Origin of the sequence: Pseudomonas sp. C27(2019) (assembly GCF_008807395.1) — a bacterium.
Classification (GTDB): domain Bacteria; phylum Pseudomonadota; class Gammaproteobacteria; order Pseudomonadales; family Pseudomonadaceae; genus Denitrificimonas.
Genome location: NZ_CP043320.1, coordinates 161037 through 180236 on the forward strand (window position 1 = coordinate 161037; position 19200 = coordinate 180236).

At 47.5% G+C, this 19200-nt stretch carries 14 protein-coding genes; 10 read left to right on the top strand and 4 right to left on the bottom strand.

Annotated features, from left to right (window positions below; genetic code table 11):
- The first annotated feature begins 126 nt into the window (after window positions 1-126).
- Entirely contained in the window at window positions 127-2334 is a 2208-nt protein-coding gene (locus FXF61_RS00785; RefSeq protein WP_151183476.1) for a patatin-like phospholipase family protein, read from the top strand.
- Between the two features lie 76 nt (window positions 2335-2410).
- Here the strand turns inward: FXF61_RS00785 and yihA are convergent, their stop codons facing one another.
- Window positions 2411-3082, bottom strand: coding sequence for a ribosome biogenesis GTP-binding protein YihA/YsxC (yihA, locus tag FXF61_RS00790; protein WP_151183477.1), 672 nt, complete (start codon window positions 3080-3082; stop codon window positions 2411-2413).
- A gap of 232 nt (window positions 3083-3314) precedes the next feature.
- On the opposite strand from yihA, the gene FXF61_RS00795 reads away from it, so the two are divergent.
- From FXF61_RS00795 to FXF61_RS00820, 6 genes are all read left to right on the top strand, one after another.
- A complete protein-coding gene (locus FXF61_RS00795; RefSeq protein WP_151183478.1) occupies window positions 3315-3920 on the top strand; it encodes a cytochrome c in 606 nt (201 codons plus the stop codon).
- 229 nt (window positions 3921-4149) lie between these two features.
- Entirely contained in the window at window positions 4150-5340 is a 1191-nt protein-coding gene (locus tag FXF61_RS00800) for an NnrS family protein (protein ID WP_151183479.1), read from the top strand.
- Between the two features lie 441 nt (window positions 5341-5781).
- Complete coding sequence (locus FXF61_RS00805) at window positions 5782-6903, top strand: Re/Si-specific NAD(P)(+) transhydrogenase subunit alpha (protein WP_151183480.1); 1122 nt, start codon at window positions 5782-5784, stop codon at window positions 6901-6903.
- Between the two features lie 15 nt (window positions 6904-6918).
- A complete protein-coding gene (locus FXF61_RS00810) occupies window positions 6919-7230 on the top strand; it encodes an NAD(P) transhydrogenase subunit alpha (RefSeq protein ID WP_151183481.1) in 312 nt (103 codons plus the stop codon).
- A 1-nt stretch (window position 7231) separates the two neighbouring features.
- Window positions 7232-8683, top strand: a complete 1452-nt coding sequence (locus tag FXF61_RS00815; RefSeq protein WP_151183482.1) for an NAD(P)(+) transhydrogenase (Re/Si-specific) subunit beta — start codon at window positions 7232-7234, stop codon at window positions 8681-8683.
- Between the two features lie 322 nt (window positions 8684-9005).
- Complete coding sequence (locus FXF61_RS00820) at window positions 9006-10514, top strand: succinate CoA transferase (protein WP_151183483.1); 1509 nt, start codon at window positions 9006-9008, stop codon at window positions 10512-10514.
- Between the two features lie 146 nt (window positions 10515-10660).
- Here FXF61_RS00820 and ppk1 read toward each other — a convergent pair whose 3' ends face one another.
- Together ppk1 and hemB are read right to left on the bottom strand one after the other, a co-directional pair.
- Entirely contained in the window at window positions 10661-12865 is a 2205-nt protein-coding gene (gene ppk1, locus FXF61_RS00825; protein ID WP_151183484.1) for a polyphosphate kinase 1, read from the bottom strand.
- A gap of 17 nt (window positions 12866-12882) precedes the next feature.
- Window positions 12883-13896, bottom strand: coding sequence for a porphobilinogen synthase (hemB, locus tag FXF61_RS00830; RefSeq protein ID WP_151183485.1), 1014 nt, complete (start codon window positions 13894-13896; stop codon window positions 12883-12885).
- Window positions 13897-14166: 270 nt separating this feature from the next.
- Here hemB and rpmE point away from each other — a divergent pair, with 270 nt between their 5' ends.
- From rpmE to FXF61_RS00845, 3 genes are all read left to right on the top strand, one after another.
- Entirely contained in the window at window positions 14167-14382 is a 216-nt protein-coding gene (gene rpmE, locus FXF61_RS00835) for a 50S ribosomal protein L31 (protein WP_151183486.1), read from the top strand.
- Between the two features lie 68 nt (window positions 14383-14450).
- Complete coding sequence (locus FXF61_RS00840; RefSeq protein WP_178087234.1) at window positions 14451-15203, top strand: thermonuclease family protein; 753 nt, start codon at window positions 14451-14453, stop codon at window positions 15201-15203.
- Between the two features lie 178 nt (window positions 15204-15381).
- The gene (locus tag FXF61_RS00845; protein ID WP_151183488.1) at window positions 15382-16650 is read left to right on the top strand and encodes a malic enzyme-like NAD(P)-binding protein; all 1269 of its coding nucleotides are present in this window, start codon (window positions 15382-15384) and stop codon (window positions 16648-16650) included.
- 77 nt (window positions 16651-16727) lie between these two features.
- Here the strand turns inward: FXF61_RS00845 and FXF61_RS00850 are convergent, their stop codons facing one another.
- Entirely contained in the window at window positions 16728-19130 is a 2403-nt protein-coding gene (locus FXF61_RS00850) for a penicillin-binding protein 1A (RefSeq protein WP_371921520.1), read from the bottom strand.
- Window positions 19131-19200: the final 70 nt, after the last annotated feature.

The following is a 19200-nucleotide window of genomic DNA, read 5'->3' on the forward strand; positions in this document are numbered from 1 at the left end:
GTTTTTGTGAAAATAAAGATCGGCTCAGTATGGCGCTCGTACACTTTTTTATACTGTATTGCTCAGTGCAGCTGGTAAAGTGAGATTTTATATGTAGCCAATCAACTGCTATCTGAGATGTGATTTATGCGTCGTTTTTTAAGCTGGTGCGCCAGTGTTGTTGCTGTGTGTTTTGTTGCGTCAGTCGTTGCTGCGCCTCAGGTTGAAATTGAGCGTGAACGTGTGGGGCTGGTGTTATCGGGTGGTGCGGCACGCGGTTTGGCACATATTGGTGTGCTCAAAGCGCTAGAAGAGCAGGGCATTGCCATTGATGCGATTGCCGGTACGAGTATGGGTGCAGTGGTGGGTGGCTTGTATGCGGCTGGTTACAGTGTCGCTGAGTTAGAAAGATTGGCGATTGAGTTAGATTGGCAGAAGGCCCTATCGGATGCGCCGCCACGTGAGAATATTCCGTTTCGTCGCAAACAAGATGATCGCGACTTTTTAGTTAAACAAAAGCTCAGTTTCCGTGATGATGGCACGCTGGGCCTACCCTTGGGCGTGTTGCAGGGGCAGAATTTAGCCCTGTTGCTAGAGAGATTGTTTGCCCGTGCCGGCGCAGTAGAAGATTTTGATCAGTTGCCGATTCCTTTTCGTGCTGTGGCAGCAGATATTGCTACTGGTGAGACGGTGGTGTTTGCACACGGACATTTGGCTTTGGCGGTGCGCGCCAGTATGTCGATTCCAGCGATATTAACCCCAGTTGAGGTTGATGGCCGCATGTTGGTCGATGGTGGTATTTCGAATAATATTCCTGTGGATATCGCCAAGCAGATGGGGGTTGATCGCGTTATTGTGGTTGATATCGGCTCGCCCTTGGCCGCAACTGAATCCTTGCATACGGTGTTTGATATATTAAATCAGTCGGTGGCATTGCTGACGCGGCGCAACTCCGAGGCGCAGTTGGCGACCCTGCAGGCTGATGATATTTTAGTAGAACCGATGCTTGCTGGTTTTGCTGTCACTGATTTTGCGCGAGCGCAAGAGATGATGGATGCAGGTTACAGTGCAGCTGGTGCACTGCAGTGGCGTTTTGCTGACTTGGCACAACCGCTGCAGGAGCAGCCAAGATTACCCAGTAACCTTAAAAAACCTAAGCAAACACCGCTCATTACGTCTGTACAAATACGCAATACCTCGAAAGTTGACGATGGGGTGATCCGCTATTACATCCGTCAGCCACTGGATGAGCCCCTGGATCTAAAACAGCTGCAAAAAGATATGGGCACGCTGTATGGCTTAGAGTATTTTGATCGCGTTGAGTACCGACTGCAGCCTGAAGAGGATGGCAATGCTTTAGTGATTACTGCGACAGATAAGCTGACGGGCACTGATTATTTGCGCCTTGGCTTAAACTTATCTGACGACTTACGCGGCGACAGTGTTTTTAATATTGGTGCAAGTTTCCGTATGAACGGTTTAAACCGTTTAGGTGCTGAGTGGCTTACGCGCGTGCAGCTGGGTGATCATCAAGAGCTTTATACTGAGTTTTATCAGCCGCTGGATATCGGCTCGCGCTACTTTATTTCACCTTGGTTACATGGTGAAGTCAGTAATATTAAATTTAGAGAAAATGGTGATCCGATCGCTGAATACCGTTTGCAACGGATGCGTTATGGCGTCAATCTTGGTCGGCAAATTTCTACCAATGCTGAAATACGCTTCGGTATAGGCTCCGGCTGGGGTGATGCTGATGTACGCATTGGTGAGCATGATTTACCAGAGTTTAGTTTTAAAGAAGGTTACTACCAGCTGCAATATGCTTTTGACAGTTTAGATGATGTGAACTTTCCGACGCGTGGTGAAGAGTTGCGAGTCTCGGCTCTGCAGCATGCTACTGAGCTGGGTTCGGATGAGCGTTATCGACAATGGCTTATTGAGTTAAATAAACCGCTGAATTGGGGTGATAACACTTGGATTCTTGGCGGACGTTATGGGCGAACCTTGGATGCTAAAGAAGTTGTCTCTTCCAGCTATCAAATAGGTGGCGCGCAGCAATTATCAGGCTACCGCGAAAATGCTCTAGCAGGCCAAAATATCAGTATTGGCCGGATGGTTTACTATCGGCGCTTAACCCCAGTGCGTGCATTTTCCCTAGGCCTACCTGTCTATGCTGGTTTGTCTCTGGAGCGTGGTCGCGTCTGGAATCAGGCTAATGATTTAGACAGTGGGTATATTAACGCCATGAGTGTGTTTGTTGCCGTGGATACGCCGCTAGGGCCGCTCAACTTAAGCTATGGCTTTAATGATGACGATGAAAGCGCGTTTTATTTGAATTTAGGACGCAGTTTTTAGCGTAAGCAGAGGCGTATTTGAATGCTCAAGCGTGCTCTCGAACGCTGCACACGGGGCAGCGTTTGTGAAACTGTGGTTATAAGTGCTCATCTGTATCGTCAGGTTCGTTTGCTGCATCAGTAGCTATTGCTGTGAGCAGTTGTAACCAGTCCGCTAAAACATACTGTGCTTCAGCAATACCAATGCGTTTGGTGGATGAGAACAGTTGAATGGTTGCGGTATCGCCCCATTTTTGCTGAATGTCTTTTTGAGTTTTCAGTAACGCGGTTTTAGCAGCACCAAATGTAAGTTTGTCAGCCTTGGTCAGCAATATATGCATTGGCATTTTGCTGCTGGCGGCCCAGTCCAGCATTAAGCAGTCAAATGGTGTGAGCGGATGACGGATATCCATCATCAAAATTAAGCCCATCAGGCTGGTGCGACTGCCTAAGTAAGCTTCTAAATGGCGCTGCCAATGCAGTTTCAGTGGAATGGGTACTTTGGCATAGCCGTAACCAGGCAAGTCAACCAAGCGCCGCTCTTCATCAAGACTGAAAAAGTTGAGTAATTGCGTTCGACCAGGTGTTTTTGAAGTGCGAGCTAAATTAGCGCGCGTTAAGGTGTTGAGCGCACTGGATTTGCCTGCATTGGAGCGGCCGGCAAAGGCGACCTCATAGCCTTCATCTTCAGGGCACTGTTCAACACGAGCGGCGCTGGTCAAAAAAGTGGCTTGTTGGCATAGGCCAATAATGGGGTTTTTAGGCTGCATAAATTATCCAAGAGTAAGGTGCGGCAAGAGGTGTCGTTTCCGTTTTGGTCTGGGCAGTATATAATGCCTAGGATTGTATGTACTCATTGGCGTAGATGTATCTGTAAAAGGTTGTCTGTGCGGTAATTTGTGGTACTGTTTGCATAATTTATAAGCGCCAAGATACGTGAGGTCAACATCACGACTCGCGTTATTTTGGGAAAATAATTTTTAGCCGTAGTTGGAAGAGCTGATGAACAAATTGTTTGTAAGTCTGTTATTGACCTTGGGCATCAGTGGTTTAGCCCATGCCGCAGGAGATGCTGCTGCAGGTCAAGGTAAAATTGCCATGTGTTCTGCTTGCCATAACCTTGATGGGAATAGCATGCTGCCGAACTTTCCAAAGCTTGCTGGTCAAGGTGAGCGTTATTTATTCAAGCAAATGCTGGATATTAAATCCGGAGAGCGTCCTGTTGTTGAAATGACGGGCATGCTTGATGCAATGACGGAGCAGGATTTAAAAGACATTTCTGCATGGTACAGCAGTCAAAAAGGCACCATTGGTGCAGCAGATCCTGAATTGGTTGAGCGTGGCGAAAGCTTGTATAGGGGCGGTAAGTTGGCTGATGGAATGCCTGCATGTACTGGCTGCCACTCACCAAACGGTGAGGGTCTTGACTTAGCAATTTACCCCAAACTCAATGGTCAGCATGCAGCTTACACTCAAAAGCAGTTGACAGATTTTCGTGAGGGCGATCGTAACAACGATGGTGATGCTATGATTATGCGTAGTATCGCTGCTAAGCTAAGCAACAAAGATATTAAGGCGTTATCAAGCTACATTGAAGGCTTGAATTAATCACTTAGCCTGATAACAAAAACCGCTCAGCAGTTCAGCGACTGCTTGGCGGTTTTTTTATGCCTGTAATTCAGACTGTTTTGCATGGTTATTAAAAAGATATTGTTGTTCTTGATTCTGATCTAGTAACAATTCTTATTAACAGGGCTATGCTATCAGTCATACAGCAAGCTTATGCTATCTATGCCAGTGAGTAAAAACCTGCTGGTAAGACTGAGGAGAATATATAGTGCAAGTACTTGATCGGCGTAAGGCGTTAGCCGTAGTGCCTTTTTTTCGCTTAGGCTTTCGGCCTTTTTTCTTATTAGGCAGTGTTTTAGCCATGCTGGCGATCCCGTTATGGATCATGGCTTTAAATGGCTGGTTTGCGGGATGGCAGCCAACAGGTGGCTGGTTGGCTTGGCATCGCCATGAGTTGTTGTTTGGTTTTGCAGCAGCCATCATTGCCGGCTTTTTGCTGACAGCCGTGCAGAACTGGACCGGTGCTCCTGGACTGTCTGGTAAACCGTTAATGGTGCTGACTGCTTTGTGGGTTGCTGCGCGTTTGGCTTGGTTAGTTGGTGCGCCGATGTGGTTAGCTGTGCTTTTAGACTTCTTGTTTTTACCTTTGGTCGCCGCGCAAATGGCGCGCAGCGTTTGGCCTGTGCGCCAAGTGCGTAACTACCCATTGGTGGTGATGTTGACCTTAATGGCAATTGCCAATGGCGTGACTTTGTATGGCATTGTGACAGGTAATGATCAGTTGCAGCGCCAAGCAACAGTGGGTGGCGTCTGGTTTGTTGCAGCTATTATGAGCATGATTGGTGGGCGTGTTATCCCATTCTTTACCCAGCGTGGCTTGCTGCGTAAAGAAGGTGTTATTGCTTGGCCTAAATTTGATTGGGCCTTATTAATTGGCACCATTTTGGTTTCTATCATTATCATGCAAGGGTGGGCGATGCAGCCCAAGGTGTTGATTGGGGTAGTCTTTGCAGCCTTAGCTGTGGGGCACTTGATTCGTGTGGTGCGTTGGTATGATGCAGGTATTTGGCGCGTGCCGTTATTATGGTCTTTACATCTGGCGAATGCATGGTTAGCTGTTGCCTGTGTAGCGATGGCGCTGTGGCACTTTTCCATGCTGGCTAATATGAGCATTGCTGTGCATGCATTAACTGTCGGTGCAATGGGCGGCTTGATTTTAGCTATGATAGCTCGTGTCACTCTGGGCCATACAGGTCGGCAATTGCAGCCGCCAAAATCCATGACGTGGGCTTTTATCTTATTCAATATCGGCACCTTGGCGCGCGTAGTCGTGGTCGACTGGGCTTATTTCCCAGGACTGTGGATAGCTGCAGTATGCTGGGGGTTGAGCTTTGCCATGTATTTGTGGAGCTATGCGCCGATGTTGTGGCAGGCGCGAGTGGATGGGCAGCCAGGCTAAGTCGCGTGATAGGCTTATTAGCAGAATAAAAAACCACCTTCGGGTGGTTTTTTTATAACGGGTTGGTAAAAAGTATGTGCAGGGTCTTTTTGCGTTATAAGCCCAGCTTTACTATCTGTATGTGATAAGCAGCTACAACATAGAGAAAGGCATTATCAGGCAAACTTTAGTTTCTTTGCGTAATGTTTGTGTTTAGAATGTTTTCTTTGAGACTTAAATACAACAAAAAGTCACAGTGTGAATATTTTGCGTGTATTGTGTTAGTGTGTAATCTTTAACGCAGTTCTCATGTGCGTTAAGTTAAGCGATGCTTGCTCACTTCACGCGTATACATTGATGCTCTTACATGGTATTCAATTACTTGTTGGTTTTGAGATGCACATAGCGGCATGCCATTCGTAGTGTGTCGTTTATCATTTATAAAAATGCAGGAGATTTGCAGTGCATATTGGCGTTCCTAAAGAAACACAGGCAGGCGAAACGCGGGTCGCCGCAACCCCTGAAACGATAAAAAAACTCATTAGCCAAGGACATACCGTCACAGTGGCGATTGGCGCAGGCTTATCTGCTAGTGTTGCTGACGAAGCGTATGCAGCTGCTGGCGCAAACCTAGCCAGTCAAGAAGAGGCGCTGGCCGCAGACATCATTCTCAAAGTGGTCGCCCCAAGTGCAGCTGAGCTTGAGCATATTAAGCCGCAGGCTGTCGTGGTTGGCATGCTCAATCCTTTTTGTAATGACACAATTGCTGCGTTGAATGCGCGTCAAATCACCGCCTTTGCCTTGGAAGCTGCACCGCGGACGTCGCGGGCGCAGAGTCTCGATGTGTTGTCTTCACAAGCTAATATCGCCGGTTACAAAGCAGTATTGCTGGCGGCTAACCACTATCCACGCTTTATGCCGATGCTGATGACAGCTGCCGGTACGGTCAAAGCCGCGCGTATTTTGATTTTAGGTGCAGGCGTAGCTGGTTTGCAGGCGATTGCGACAGCGAAGCGCCTTGGCGCGGTGATTGAAGCCTCTGACGTACGCCCGGCAGTTAAGGAGCAAATTGAATCCTTAGGTGCAAAGTTTGTTGATGTGCCTTTTATTACCGATGAAGAGCGTGAGTGTGCGCAAGGTGTTGGCGGTTATGCGCGCCCGATGCCTGCCTCATGGATGGAGCGTCAAGCTCAAGCAGTACATGAGCGTGCTAAGCAGGCTGACATTGTCATTACTACCGCGCTGATTCCTGGTCGTAAAGCGCCGACACTGTTGCAGGCCGCGACTGTTGAGGCGATGAAGCCAGGTTCTGTAGTGATTGATTTAGCAGCAGCGCAGGGTGGTAACTGCCCACTGACAGTGGCTGATCAAGTGGTCAGCCATAATGGCGTGACTATCGTTGGCTATAGCAACTTAGCCGCGCAAGTTCCAGCAGACGCCTCTGCTTTGTATGCACGCAATGTGTTGGACTTCTTAAAGCTGGTGATTGCCGAAGATGCCCAGTTCAAACTCAATTTAGACGATGACATCGTAGCGGCCTGCCTTATGTGCCATGCCGGTGACGTCATTCGTAATAACGCTTAAGTAGAGGATAAAGAGATGGAAATTGGCGACGGTATCTACAATTTAATTATTTTTGTGCTCGCAATTTATGTGGGTTATCACGTGGTGTGGAATGTTACGCCTGCGTTGCACACACCGCTCATGGCTGTGACCAATGCGATTTCTGCAATTGTGATTGTTGGCGCCATGTTGGCGGCGGCACTGACAGTCACGCCGCTGGGTAAAATCATGGGTATATTGGCAGTCGCTTTAGCTGCGGTGAATGTCTTTGGCGGTTTTTTAGTTACGCGACGCATGCTGGAAATGTTTAAGAAGAAGGCGGCCAAAGCCCCCGCGGAGAAAGGATAAGATGAGTATGAATTTAATCACGGTCTTTTATTTGATCGCTTCTGTGTGTTTTATTCAGGCGCTTAAAGGACTTTCGCATCCAACCACATCACGGCGTGGCAACCTATACGGCATGATCGGTATGGGTATTGCTGTAGTGACGACACTGGCGCTAATCATCAAACTCAGCTCGCAAATAGCAGAGGGCGGCAGTCTTGGGCTCGGTATTTTTTTCGTTCTGGTTGGGCTGTTAGCGGGTGGTACTGCCGGTACCATCATGGCTAAGCGCGTCGAGATGACGAAAATGCCTGAGTTGGTCGCTTTTATGCACAGCATGATCGGTTTGGCGGCAGTATTTATTGCGATTGCTGCTGTAGTTGAGCCGCAATCTCTGGGTATTGTTGAGCACATCACAGATGCTATTCCAGCCGGTAACCGTCTTGAATTGTTTTTAGGTGCGGCGATTGGTGCAATTACCTTCTCTGGTTCGGTGATTGCGTTTGGTAAGTTATCTGGCAAATATAAATTCCGCCTGTTCCAGGGTGCGCCGGTATCCTTCAATGGACAGCACAAGATTAACTTAGCGGTCGGTTTGCTGATTATTGCTTTGGGTATCTATTACACATTCAGTGGCAGCCTTACGGCTTTTGCAGTGGTTGTTATTTTGGCATTTGCAATTGGTGTGCTGATCATCATTCCTATTGGTGGTGCAGATATGCCAGTGGTGGTCTCGATGCTTAATAGCTATTCAGGCTGGGCTGCGGCAGGTATTGGTTTCTCACTAAACAACTCAATGCTGATTATTGCCGGCTCACTAGTGGGCTCTAGTGGTGCGATTCTCTCCTACATCATGTGTAAAGCAATGAACCGTTCATTCTTTAACGTGATTCTCGGTGGTTTTGGGAGTACGCCAGACGCAGCGGCAGCAGGAGCACAGCAAGAGCAGCGTCCTGTTAAATCGGGCTCGTCCGATGATGCTGCGTTTTTGCTAAGCAATGCCGATACCGTAATTATTGTTCCTGGCTATGGCTTAGCCGTAGCACGTGCACAACATGCCTTGATGGAGCTGGCTGAGAAGCTGACTCAGCATGGTGTTACTGTTAAGTATGCGATTCACCCAGTGGCTGGTCGTATGCCTGGGCATATGAACGTATTGTTGGCTGAGGCAGAAGTGCCCTACGAGCAAGTATTTGAAATGGATGATATCAACTCAGAATTTGGCCAAGCTGACGTAGTGTTGGTGCTCGGTGCCAATGATGTGGTTAATCCTGCAGCGAAAACCGATCCTAACTCACCGATTGCTGGCATGCCAATTCTCGAGGCTTACAAAGCAAAAACCGTCATTGTTAACAAGCGTTCAATGGCCAGTGGCTATGCAGGCTTAGATAACGAATTATTCTATATGGATAAGACTATGATGGTGTTTGGTGACGCCAAGAAAGTCATTGAAGATATGGTTAAGGCAGTCGAGTAACGCTAAGAGAAAAGGCTGACTGTTTAAATATGCCCTGGTAGACGTCGTTTGCTGGGGCATTTTTTTAGCTGTATCTCTAGAAGATGTGGCACGCTGCCGCATGCCTTGATTATAGTCAAGGCTTAATTGTAGTAAGTCCTGCCAGAATCGACCATAGTATAGCTGTTAAAAAAACTCATAGGCATAGAATGCTATGATGTAGTTAAAGCATCTGAAGTGTGATGATGTGCAGTGATTGCCTCAGTTAACGCTCAGAACAGCCTTTATCGCCAAGGCTGCTATCAGACATATTTTAAAACAACAACTTTTTATAGGTGGTGGCATGAACACTGATTTAAGTAAGTTTATTCGTAACAAAGCATTTTTGGACAAAGTTGTTACCGCAGAAGAGGCCGCCACATGGATTGACGACGGCATGACTTTAGGCATGAGTGGTTTTACCCTGTTTGGTGAACCAAAACTCTTTCCTAAAGCGTTAGCTGAGCGTGGAAAAAAAGAAAACTTCAAGATCAATCTGTTTACTGGTGCATCGATGGGCCCAGCTGCTGACCAGTCTATGGCTGAAGCGGACATCATTAACTTACGCGTGCCTTACCAAGGTAACCCTGTTCAGCGTAAAAAAATTAACGCAGGCGAAATTTTCTACATTGACCAGCATTTATCCCATGTTGCTGAATCGATTCGTCAAGGTACTTACCCGGGTATTGACTACGCAATCATTGAAGCTGCTGCGATCACTGAAGATGGCGATATTATCCCAACCGGTTCAGTGGGGAACTCACCGATTTTCCTTGATACTGCCAAGCATGTAATTATTGAGCTTAATATCAGTGCGCCGCCTGAGTATGAAGGTATGCACGATATTTATATGCAGACCGCAGCGGGTGAGAAGACCCGTGAAGCAATCCCAATGTTTGAAGTGAGCAAGCGCATTGGCACGCCAGGTATGAAAGTTGATCCTGCAAAAGTGCGCGGCATCATTATTTCTACCGAAGCAGACATTCCATCACCTTTGTTTGAGCCTAACGCAGAGACTCAGCAAATTGCTGATAATTTATTGCACTTCCTCGGTGAAGAAGTTAAAGCTGGCCGTTTAACTGAAAGCCTTGCACCACTGCAGTCAGGCGTAGGTTCAGTTGCCAACGCTGTACTGAACGGTATGAAAACTTCTGGCTTTAAGGATATTGTTGTTGCATCTGAAGTATTGCAAGACGGTGTGTTTGACCTGATTGATGCTGGTGTTGTGAAGTTCGCAGCAGGTACTGCATTATCGCTTTCTAAGAAGCGTGTGGAAACACTGGGCAAAGACTTAGCCAAATACAAAGATAAAATCGTATTCCGCCCGCAAGAAATCTCTAACCACCCTGAAGTGATTCGCCGCTTAGGCATCATCTCCTTCAATACTGCGCTAGAAGTTGACATTTACGGTAACGTAAACTCAACCCACGTTGGTGGTACGCATATGATGAACGGCATTGGTGGCTCAGGCGATTTTGCTCGTAATGCGCGTATTACTATTTTCGTGACGCAGTCTACGGCTAAAGATGGCAAAATTTCTGCTATCGTGCCTTTTGTTACTCACGTAGACCATACCAACCATGACGTTGATGTGATCATCACCGAACAAGGGTATGCGGATATTCGTGGTTTAGCGCCAACTCAAGCTGCAGAAAAAATCATCGAAAACTGCATGCATCCTGATTATAAGCAGCAAGCACGCGACTACTTAGCAGAAGCAAAAACCCGTGGTGGTCAAACACCGCACAATTTGCAGAAAGCATTCTCATGGCATCAGAATTTCACTGAAAAGGGTACCATGTTGCTGAAATAAGTCGACGCTGTTGAAGTGTCTGAATCCAGATGCTTCGCGGCTTGACCGCATGTAAGTTAAATAAAAAAGGCAGATGTGTAAAAGCATCTGCCTTTTTTATGTGTGAGTTATAGCGTTTTGTTAAGGTCCTTTAGTGCTCGTTAAGATTAGGTAACTTCAACCAGTGGCATGCTGAGTGTTTCTAAGAGTAGCGCTTGTGCATGAATCGCAGTCTGTTTGCAACTGGCTTGCAGATGATGATAGCTGCCATCACTTTGTAGAAGCCATGCGTGAGTATTGTCGCTCAAATAAATCTGTAGTTCTTTTTTAACCCGTGCGATCATTTTTTTATTGGCCAGTGGAAAGCAGGTTTCAATACGCTTATCGAGATTACGCTCCATCCAGTCGGCGCTAGAGAGCAATACTTGCTCGTGTGCATCACTGTTTAGAAAATAAAATACGCGGCTGTGCTCCAGCAGCTGACCAATAATAGAGCGCACTTGAATAGTGCTTGAGACGCCTGGAATACCAGGGCGTAAGCAACACATGCCGCGCACAATTAAATCAATTTTTACCCCGGCTTGACTGGCTTTATAAAGCGCTTTGATCATTTTAGCATCGGTTAACGCATTCACTTTTATAATGATGCGCGCGTCTTTACCGTCACTGGCATTGCTGGCTTCGCGGGCAATTAATTCCAATAGGGTTTTTCTTAAAGTGAAGGGCGCATGTAATAGTTTTTTCATGCGCAGGGTTTTACCCATGCCGATCAATTGATTAAACAGTTTTGAGACGTCTTCGCACAGATCTGGGTCAGCAGTCAGTAAGCTGTAATCGGTGTAGAGGCGAGCGTTGCCGGCATGGTAATTGCCTGTGCCTAGGTGAGCATAACGGACAAAGTTACCGTTTTCACGGCGTAAGATTGAGACAATTTTAGCGTGAGTTTTAAAGCCAACGACACCATAGATCACTACCGCGCCAGCAGCTTGCAGGCGGCTGGCTAAGGCCAAATTCGACTCTTCATCAAAGCGCGCCCGTAGCTCAATAACAACAGTCACTTCTTTGCCGCTGCGCGCGGCGTCGACTAGAGCGTCGACGATTTCAGAGTTAGCACCAGCACGATACAGCGTTTGTTTGATAGCGAGGACGTTAGGGTCTTGAGCCGCACGGCGCAGCAAGTCGATAACCGGTGTAAAAGACTCGAATGGATGGTACAGCAAGATGTCTTGTTTGCTGATTGCTTGAAAAATATTTTCGCTATTTTGCAGAGCCTTGGGAATAGATGGAGTAAACGGTGGAAACTGTAGATGTGGATGGCTGTCGAGGCCGGTGACACTTAGCAGACGGGTCAAATTGACAGGGCCGTTGACTTGATACAGCTCAGCGGGTGATAAGCCAAACTGATTGAGTAAAAAGTTTACCAAGTGTGCAGGGCAGGTATCTGCTACTTCAAGGCGAACGGCATCACCAAAGCGCCGAGAGTACAGCTCACCGCGTAAGGCGCGTGCTAAGTCTTCCACGTCTTCGGCGTCAACGGATAAGTCCGCATTGCGCGTCAGCCTGAATTGATAGCAGCCTTTAACGCTCATGCCGTGAAATAAATCATCGGCATGCGCATGAATCATCGAAGATAAAAATACATAGTTAACTCCAGGGCCGCCAATTTCTTCTGGTACTTGAATAATGCGCGGCAATAAGCGCGGTGCAGGCAAAATCGCTAAACCGGAGTCGCGTCCAAAAGCATCTACACCCTCAAGTTCGACAATAAAGTTTAGACTTTTGTTGACGAGCAGCGGAAATGGATGGGTCGGATCAAGTCCGATAGGGGTGATAATAGGTGCGATTTCTGCCTCAAAATACCCCTTGACCCATGCCTTTATTTTACTGGTCCAATAGCGACGGCGAATAAAGCGTATATCGTGCAGCGCTAGTGCTGGCAGTAAAATATCATTAAGAATTTGGTATTGGCGATCAACCTGCTCGTGTACCACTTCAGCAATCCGCGTTAAGGCTTGTTGCGGCTGTAAACCGTCCGCATCAACTTGCTCGCGAGCAAAGGTGATTTGTTTTTTTAATCCTGCCACGCGAATTTCAAAAAACTCATCAAGGTTGCTGGAGAAGATCAAAAGAAATTTGAGACGCTCTAAAAGTGGCGTTGATTCATCCAGCGCCTGCTCAAGCACACGAATATTAAACTGCAGCTGTGATAATTCGCGGTGGATATACAGGCTGTTGTCATCAAGATTAATAATTGGCGCTATGGCAGCGCAGGACTCATCGCTGCTAATGGTATCATCTGCAACAAGAGTAGCCGGTGCCTCAACGGTTTGCTGCGCACTCGGTGTTGGCTCTGTCAGTCCTGCGTTGCTCATAGACTCTCCAATATAAATTAAGCGCCTTGCTTGAGTTGTTTAGCTGCGTGGACGGCGAAATAGGTCAGAATACCGTCAGCGCCAGCGCGTTTAAATCCAACTAAGGACTCCATGATTACGGCTTCGCTGAGCCAGCCATTTTCAATCGCGGCCATATGCATCGCGTACTCACCGCTGACTTGATAAACAAAGGTTGGTGCTCTGAATTCCTCTTTGACACGATGCAGAATGTCTAAGTACGGCATGCCGGGTTTAACCATGACCATATCTGCACCTTCGCTAAGGTCGGTGGCGACTTCATGCAAGGCTTCGTTGCTGTTGGCTGGGTCCATTTGGTAGGTGGATTTATTGGCCTTGCCTAAGTTAGCTGCGGAGCCGACGGCATCACGGAATGGGCCATAGTAGGCGCTGGCGTATTTAGCAGAGTAAGCCATGATGCGTACATTGCTGTGCCCTGCCATCTCTAGCGCTTCGCGAATCGCTTGAATGCGACCGTCCATCATGTCTGAAGGGGCAACAACTTGCGCACCAGCATCGGCATGTGAGAGCGCTTGGCGCACAAGAGCATCGACAGTTTCTTCGTTCATGACGTAGTTGTCGTCATCTAGAATGCCGTCCTGGCCGTGGGTGGTGAATGGGTCAAGAGCTACGTCACTGATCACGCCCAGCTCTGGGAAACGCTCGCGTAAAGCGCGAATTGCGCGTTGCGCAATGCCTTCAGGGTTCCAAGCCTCGGCCGCGTCAAGTGATTTGTTTTCTAGCGGCGTGACTGGAAATAGCGCTAATGCTGGAATGCCAAGAGCGACCCACTCTTCTGCATCTTTAAGTAACAGATCAATGGAAAGACGTTCAACACCAGGCATCGAGGGCACGGTTTCTCTACGGTTATTGCCATCTAAAACAAACACTGGATAAATTAAGTCGTCTACGCTCAGTTGGTTTTCACGGACTAAGCGGCGTGAAAAATCATCGCGACGGTTGCGACGTAATCGAGTGGCCGGGAAAATACGGTTAGCAGTATTGATGCTCACAAGCGCTCCTCATCCCGCAAAAGCGGGGGCTGTATAAAGATATGTCGATCAATAGTATGACGAAAAGACCATAGAAGTGCGAAAACTGCATTATTTAAATGCAGCTGGCTCACACGAGAATGGAATCTATTCTGAATTAATAGCTTTGAGCATATATTGTCAAATAAGACTATTGCAACAGGTGGCTGCTCTGGTATTATTCATGCCCTGTTTTCGTGCGGTACTCGACAATGGTGTTGGGTGGCGGCGCGGTTATGTTGAGGAAACACCATGAAAGCTGATATTCACCCAAATTATGCTGAAATCAACGCTACTTGCAGCTGCGGTAACGTGATCACAACTCGTTCGACTATTGGTAAAGACATCAGTATTGATGTGTGCTCTGAGTGTCACCCATTCTATACCGGTAAACAAAAAGTGCTTGATGTGGGTGGTCGTATTGATCGCTTCAAGCAGCGCTTTGGTGGTTTCGGCGCAACAAAATAAGCAGCAGAATAAGCATTCAAGTGGCCTATTTAAATTGGGTTTTGGCAATGCTAAAAAAAGCGCCCCTTGTGGGCGTTTTTTTGTTTCTGGTTGCTAATGGCTCTGCTGCAGTTGAATTATGCTCGATAGATGTTATTCCTCCAGCCCAAACTGTTGACAAAATTGTGGACGGTGACACCTTGCGTTTGCGTGATGGTCGTCGTGTTCGCTTGATTGGTATTAATGCGCCTGAGATGGGTGGTCGTGGTCGCCGTACAGAAGCCTATGCCGTTCAGGCCACGCGCCGTTTAACTGGGCTGGTTAAGGCCAATAATAACAAAGTCAATCTGCGCGTTGGAGATCCAAGTCAAGATCGCTACGGGCGTGTACTAGCGCATGCGTATGATCGTGCAGGTGTCAGCCTTGAAGCACAGTTAGTTGCTGAGGGCTTGGCCTATCATACAGTGGTGGCGCCAAATACAGCTCTAGCAGGATGTTTGACGCAGGCTGAGCTGCAGGCGCGTCATCAGCGTGTAGGTCTGTGGAAAAATGCAACATTCACTCATGCGAAAGATATTAATTCCGGCGGCTTTACTTTGTTGCGCGGACGCGTTGCGCGTGTGCAGCGCAATCGTGGTGGCGTGTGGCTTGAGTTGGAACACTCAGTAACTGTCAACATTCCGTTGAGTTCCCTGCAATACTTTAAAGGTCAGCGCTTTGCTGAGTGGCAGGGCCGTACGCTCAAAACCCGAGGCTGGGTGACTGAACGCAGGGGGCAACGAAATAAATATGCAAAGTGGCGCTTAACGGCAAGTCATCCAAGCATGCTCGAATGGCAGTAAGTGTAAACACGATAGTTGATCATGTTCTGTTTGGGTAATCTGTGCTGAGTGCTGATATGCGCCAGTCAGGATGTTGCTATAGGTCAGTTTTATTTTGATACACTTGTGAGCTTTGTAGATCTTGAGTATGCTCGCACCTCGTCAAATTCATTCTATAGTCAAGCGGAAAATCTCCATTATGTCTGATATAAAAACAGCCGCTCTCGAATACCATGCTTCCCCGCGTCCTGGGAAATTAAGTGTAGAGCTCACTAAACCCACTGCAACTGCGCGTGACTTGGCACTTGCCTACAGTCCCGGTGTTGCTGAGCCGGTCCGTGAAATTGCGCGTGATCCGGAACTTGCCTATAAATACACTGGCAAGGGAAATTTAGTGGCAGTCATTTCAGACGGTACCGCAATTTTAGGTTTGGGTAACCTCGGGCCTTTGGCATCTAAGCCGGTTATGGAAGGTAAAGGCGTGTTATTTAAACGCTTTGCTGGGATTGACGTTTTTGATATCGAAGTGGATGCAGAAAGCCCGCAAGCATTTATTGATACGGTTAAGCGTATTTCTATCACCTTTGGTGGTATCAACTTAGAAGATATTAAAGCGCCAGAGTGTTTTGAAATTGAGCGCGCTTTGATTGAGCAGTGTGACATTCCCGTGTTCCATGATGACCAGCACGGTACAGCTATTGTAACGGCTGCAGCGATGCTGAATGCACTAGAAATTGCCGGTAAAACACTGGAAGAAGCGCGCATTGTTAGTCTTGGTGCAGGTGCTGCAGCAACGGCGTGCATGAAGCTGTTAATCAGCATGGGTGCGAAAATAGAAAACATCTTTATGATTGACCTGAAGGGTGTGATTCATTCAGGACGTGAAGATCTTAATCAGTACAAAGCTGTCTTTGCCCATGAGACTGACTGCCGCACAGTGGCTGATGCAATGGAAGGTGCAGACGTGTTTGTTGGTTTGTCAGGCGCGAATTTGCTTAGCGCAGAAAACCTCGCACGTATGGCTCCCAACCCAATTGTGTTTGCCTGCTCTAACCCTGATCCTGAGATTGATCCAAAGCTGGCGCATGCGACACGTCCTGATGTGATTATGGCGACAGGACGTTCAGACTATCCTAATCAAGTGAATAACGTATTAGGCTTTCCGTTTATTTTCCGTGGTGCACTTGATGTGCGCGCAACACGTATAAATGAAGAGATGAAAATCGCTGCAGTGCATGCGTTACGTAATGTCGCCAAGCTGCCAGTCTCGAGCGAAGTCTGTGATGCTTATGGTATTGATTGTCTTGAATTTGGTCGTGAATACATTATTCCTAAGCCAATGGATCCGCGTCTAATTACCTTGGTATCGGATGCTGTAGCTAAAGCAGCGATTGAAACAGGCGTAGCAACCTTGCCTTATCCTAAGCATTATCCGCTGAAATCAGTCAGTGAAGTATTTGACGGTTAAGTCTTAAGCATTAACAAAAAACCCGCATATTGCGGGTTTTTTGTTAATGAGTATTTATTATTTAAAGCGCAAGAGTTTTAGAAAAGGTCAATGGGTGCGGCTTGAGTGGGCTCTGGGTATGGACTGCTGGGTGCTTGCCAGCTGTTTTCAAACTCATCCATTGTCGGAGGGGTATCCTCGCTTTTGAATATCTCCAGATAGGCGTCAGGCGTACCAGGCCGAGCAATACGCCCACTGACAGGGTCAATGCGCAGACTGATCATGCCGGCAGGTTCTTTTTGTAAATGATTTGGCTTGTCTTTAAGAGCATACGCCATGTAGTCAATCCAGATAGGTAGAGCGATAGTGCCGCCATATTCATTTCTGCCAAGGCTTTCAGGTTGATCGAAACCCGCCCATACGGTGGTGACAACATCGGCGTTGTAGCCAGCAAACCAGCTGTCTTTAGACTCATTAGTGGTGCCTGTTTTACCGGCTAAATCGCTGCGATTTAAGCTTAAAGCACGGCGCCCAGTGCCGCGCTTGATCACGTCCTGGAGCATGCTGGTCATCACATAAGCGGTACGCTCATCAATAATGCGCTCAGCTTCAAGCTGGGGTTCGGGCTCATTGCCAGCCAGTAGTTGCTCCGCGCTGTTGGTATCGGCAGTGTTGAGAGCCGCAGGTGTACGCGCTGGATTGGCCAAGAAAATTGTTTGTCCATCACGGTTTTCAATGCGCTCAATTAAATAGGGTTCAATTTTATAGCCACCATTGGCAAAGGTTGTCCAGCCGGTGGTGACTTCAAGCGGTGTTAAGGTGGCGGTGCCGAGCACTAAAGATAAATTGCGCGGCAGGTCTTTTGGGTCAAAGCCAAATTTGCTGATGTAATCATGCGCATATTGCATACCGATATCTTGTAGGATGCGAATTGATACAATGTTGCGTGAGCGGTATAAGCCTTCGCGCACTCTGATAGGTCCTGAGAACGAATTATCAGAGTTTTTAGGGCGCCATACTTCCTGCATGCCAGGCTCAAACACTTCTAGAGGCGCATCGTTAACTATAGTGGCTGCCGTATAGCCGGCATCAAGAGCAGCGCTGTAAATAAAAGGTTTAAAACTTGAGCCCGGTTGGCGTTTAGCTTGTATGGCGCGGTTGTAATTACTTTGCTCAAACGATAGGCCGCCTACCAATGAGCGAATTGCACCATCGTTAGGATCTAGAGAGACCAGTGCAGCTTGCGCTTTAGGAATTTGAGAAAAGCTTAGCGAGCCGTCTTCTTGGCGATTGACACGAATTAAGTCACCGACCTGCACGACATCCGCTGGCTTTCTTGGGCTGGGGCCCATACTGCGGTTATTAATAAAAGGCCGAGCCCAGCGCATACTTTGCCACGAAACAGGCTCCTGAGTACCGTCAGATAGCATGACGCTAATACCTTGCGTGTCGACTTGAGTCACAATGGCAGGTAGAAACTGCGCTATGGTTCGAGCACTAGTGAGAGCGGCGGACCATTGCTCTTTAGCCAATGCGGATTTTTCAGGTTTACGATAGCCGTGGCGCTGATCATAGACGATCAACCCGTTGCGTACAGCGCGGCTTGCTTCGGTTTGTAAGTCAGAGGGTACTGTGGTGGTGACACTATAACCGTCAGTATAGGCTTGGCCGCCGAAGCGACCGACCATTTCTGCACGGGCCATTTCTGCGATATAAGGCGCGTTGAGATCTGGTGCAGTAAAGTGCAGGCGAGCAGTTAGCGGTTCTGCAATTGCTTCTTGGTAGGCTTGTTCAGAAATACGTCCTAATTTAACCATACGCCCCAGAATCCAATTGCGCCGCTCCATGCTGCGCTCTGGGTTGGCGATAGGGTTGAAGCGAGAGGGGGCTTTAGGTAAGCCTGCGATCATAGCCATTTCAGCTAAGCTGATGTCGCTAATGGATTTGCCGTAATACACTTGAGAGGCAGCTTCAATTCCGTAAGCACGATTGCCAAGGTATATTTTATTAATATAAAGCTCTAGGATTTCATCTTTAGTCAGTTCTCGCTCAATTTGTAAAGCTAATAATATTTCATTGGCCTTGCGAGAGAAGCTACGCTCACTGGAGAGAAAATAGTTTTTAGCAACTTGCATGGTTATCGTGCTGCCGCCAGTTTGGATTTGGCCTGTTTTTAAAATTTGAGCAGCAGCGCGCAATAAACTACCCGGATCTACGCCATAATGATTGGCAAAGTTATCGTCTTCAGCGGCAAGCAATGCATGGATGAAATTTTTTGGGATATCGTTGAATAAAATAGGCGAACGTCTCATTTCTCCAAATTCAGCGATTAACTTTGCATCATTGCTATAGACCCGCAAAGGAATCTGTAGTTCTATACTACGTAAAGATTCGATAGACGGTAAATTGGGACTGAGGTACAAAAAAGCACCGCTTAGGCTGAGTGCCAGTCCGCAAACAACTGTAGTGATGGCAGCAAAGAGAAATTTCAGCAAATGCATCAAGGCTATTTGATTTCCAAAGAGATTAGGGGTTATAAAAAAATACTGCGACATACAATAAAACTGGGCA

Coding starts and splice junctions, on each gene's coding strand:
- FXF61_RS00785 (WP_151183476.1), top strand. CDS start 127: ATGCGTCGTTTTTTAAGCTGGTGCGCCAGTGTTGTTGCTGTGTGTTTT.
- yihA (WP_151183477.1), bottom strand. CDS start 3,082: ATGCAGCCTAAAAACCCCATTATTGGCCTATGCCAACAAGCCACTTTT.
- FXF61_RS00795 (WP_151183478.1), top strand. CDS start 3,315: ATGAACAAATTGTTTGTAAGTCTGTTATTGACCTTGGGCATCAGTGGT.
- FXF61_RS00810 (WP_151183481.1), top strand. CDS start 6,919: ATGGAAATTGGCGACGGTATCTACAATTTAATTATTTTTGTGCTCGCA.
- FXF61_RS00815 (WP_151183482.1), top strand. CDS start 7,232: ATGAGTATGAATTTAATCACGGTCTTTTATTTGATCGCTTCTGTGTGT.
- FXF61_RS00820 (WP_151183483.1), top strand. CDS start 9,006: ATGAACACTGATTTAAGTAAGTTTATTCGTAACAAAGCATTTTTGGAC.
- ppk1 (WP_151183484.1), bottom strand. CDS start 12,865: ATGAGCAACGCAGGACTGACAGAGCCAACACCGAGTGCGCAGCAAACC.
- rpmE (WP_151183486.1), top strand. CDS start 14,167: ATGAAAGCTGATATTCACCCAAATTATGCTGAAATCAACGCTACTTGC.
- FXF61_RS00845 (WP_151183488.1), top strand. CDS start 15,382: ATGTCTGATATAAAAACAGCCGCTCTCGAATACCATGCTTCCCCGCGT.
- FXF61_RS00850 (WP_371921520.1), bottom strand. CDS start 19,130: ATGCATTTGCTGAAATTTCTCTTTGCTGCCATCACTACAGTTGTTTGC.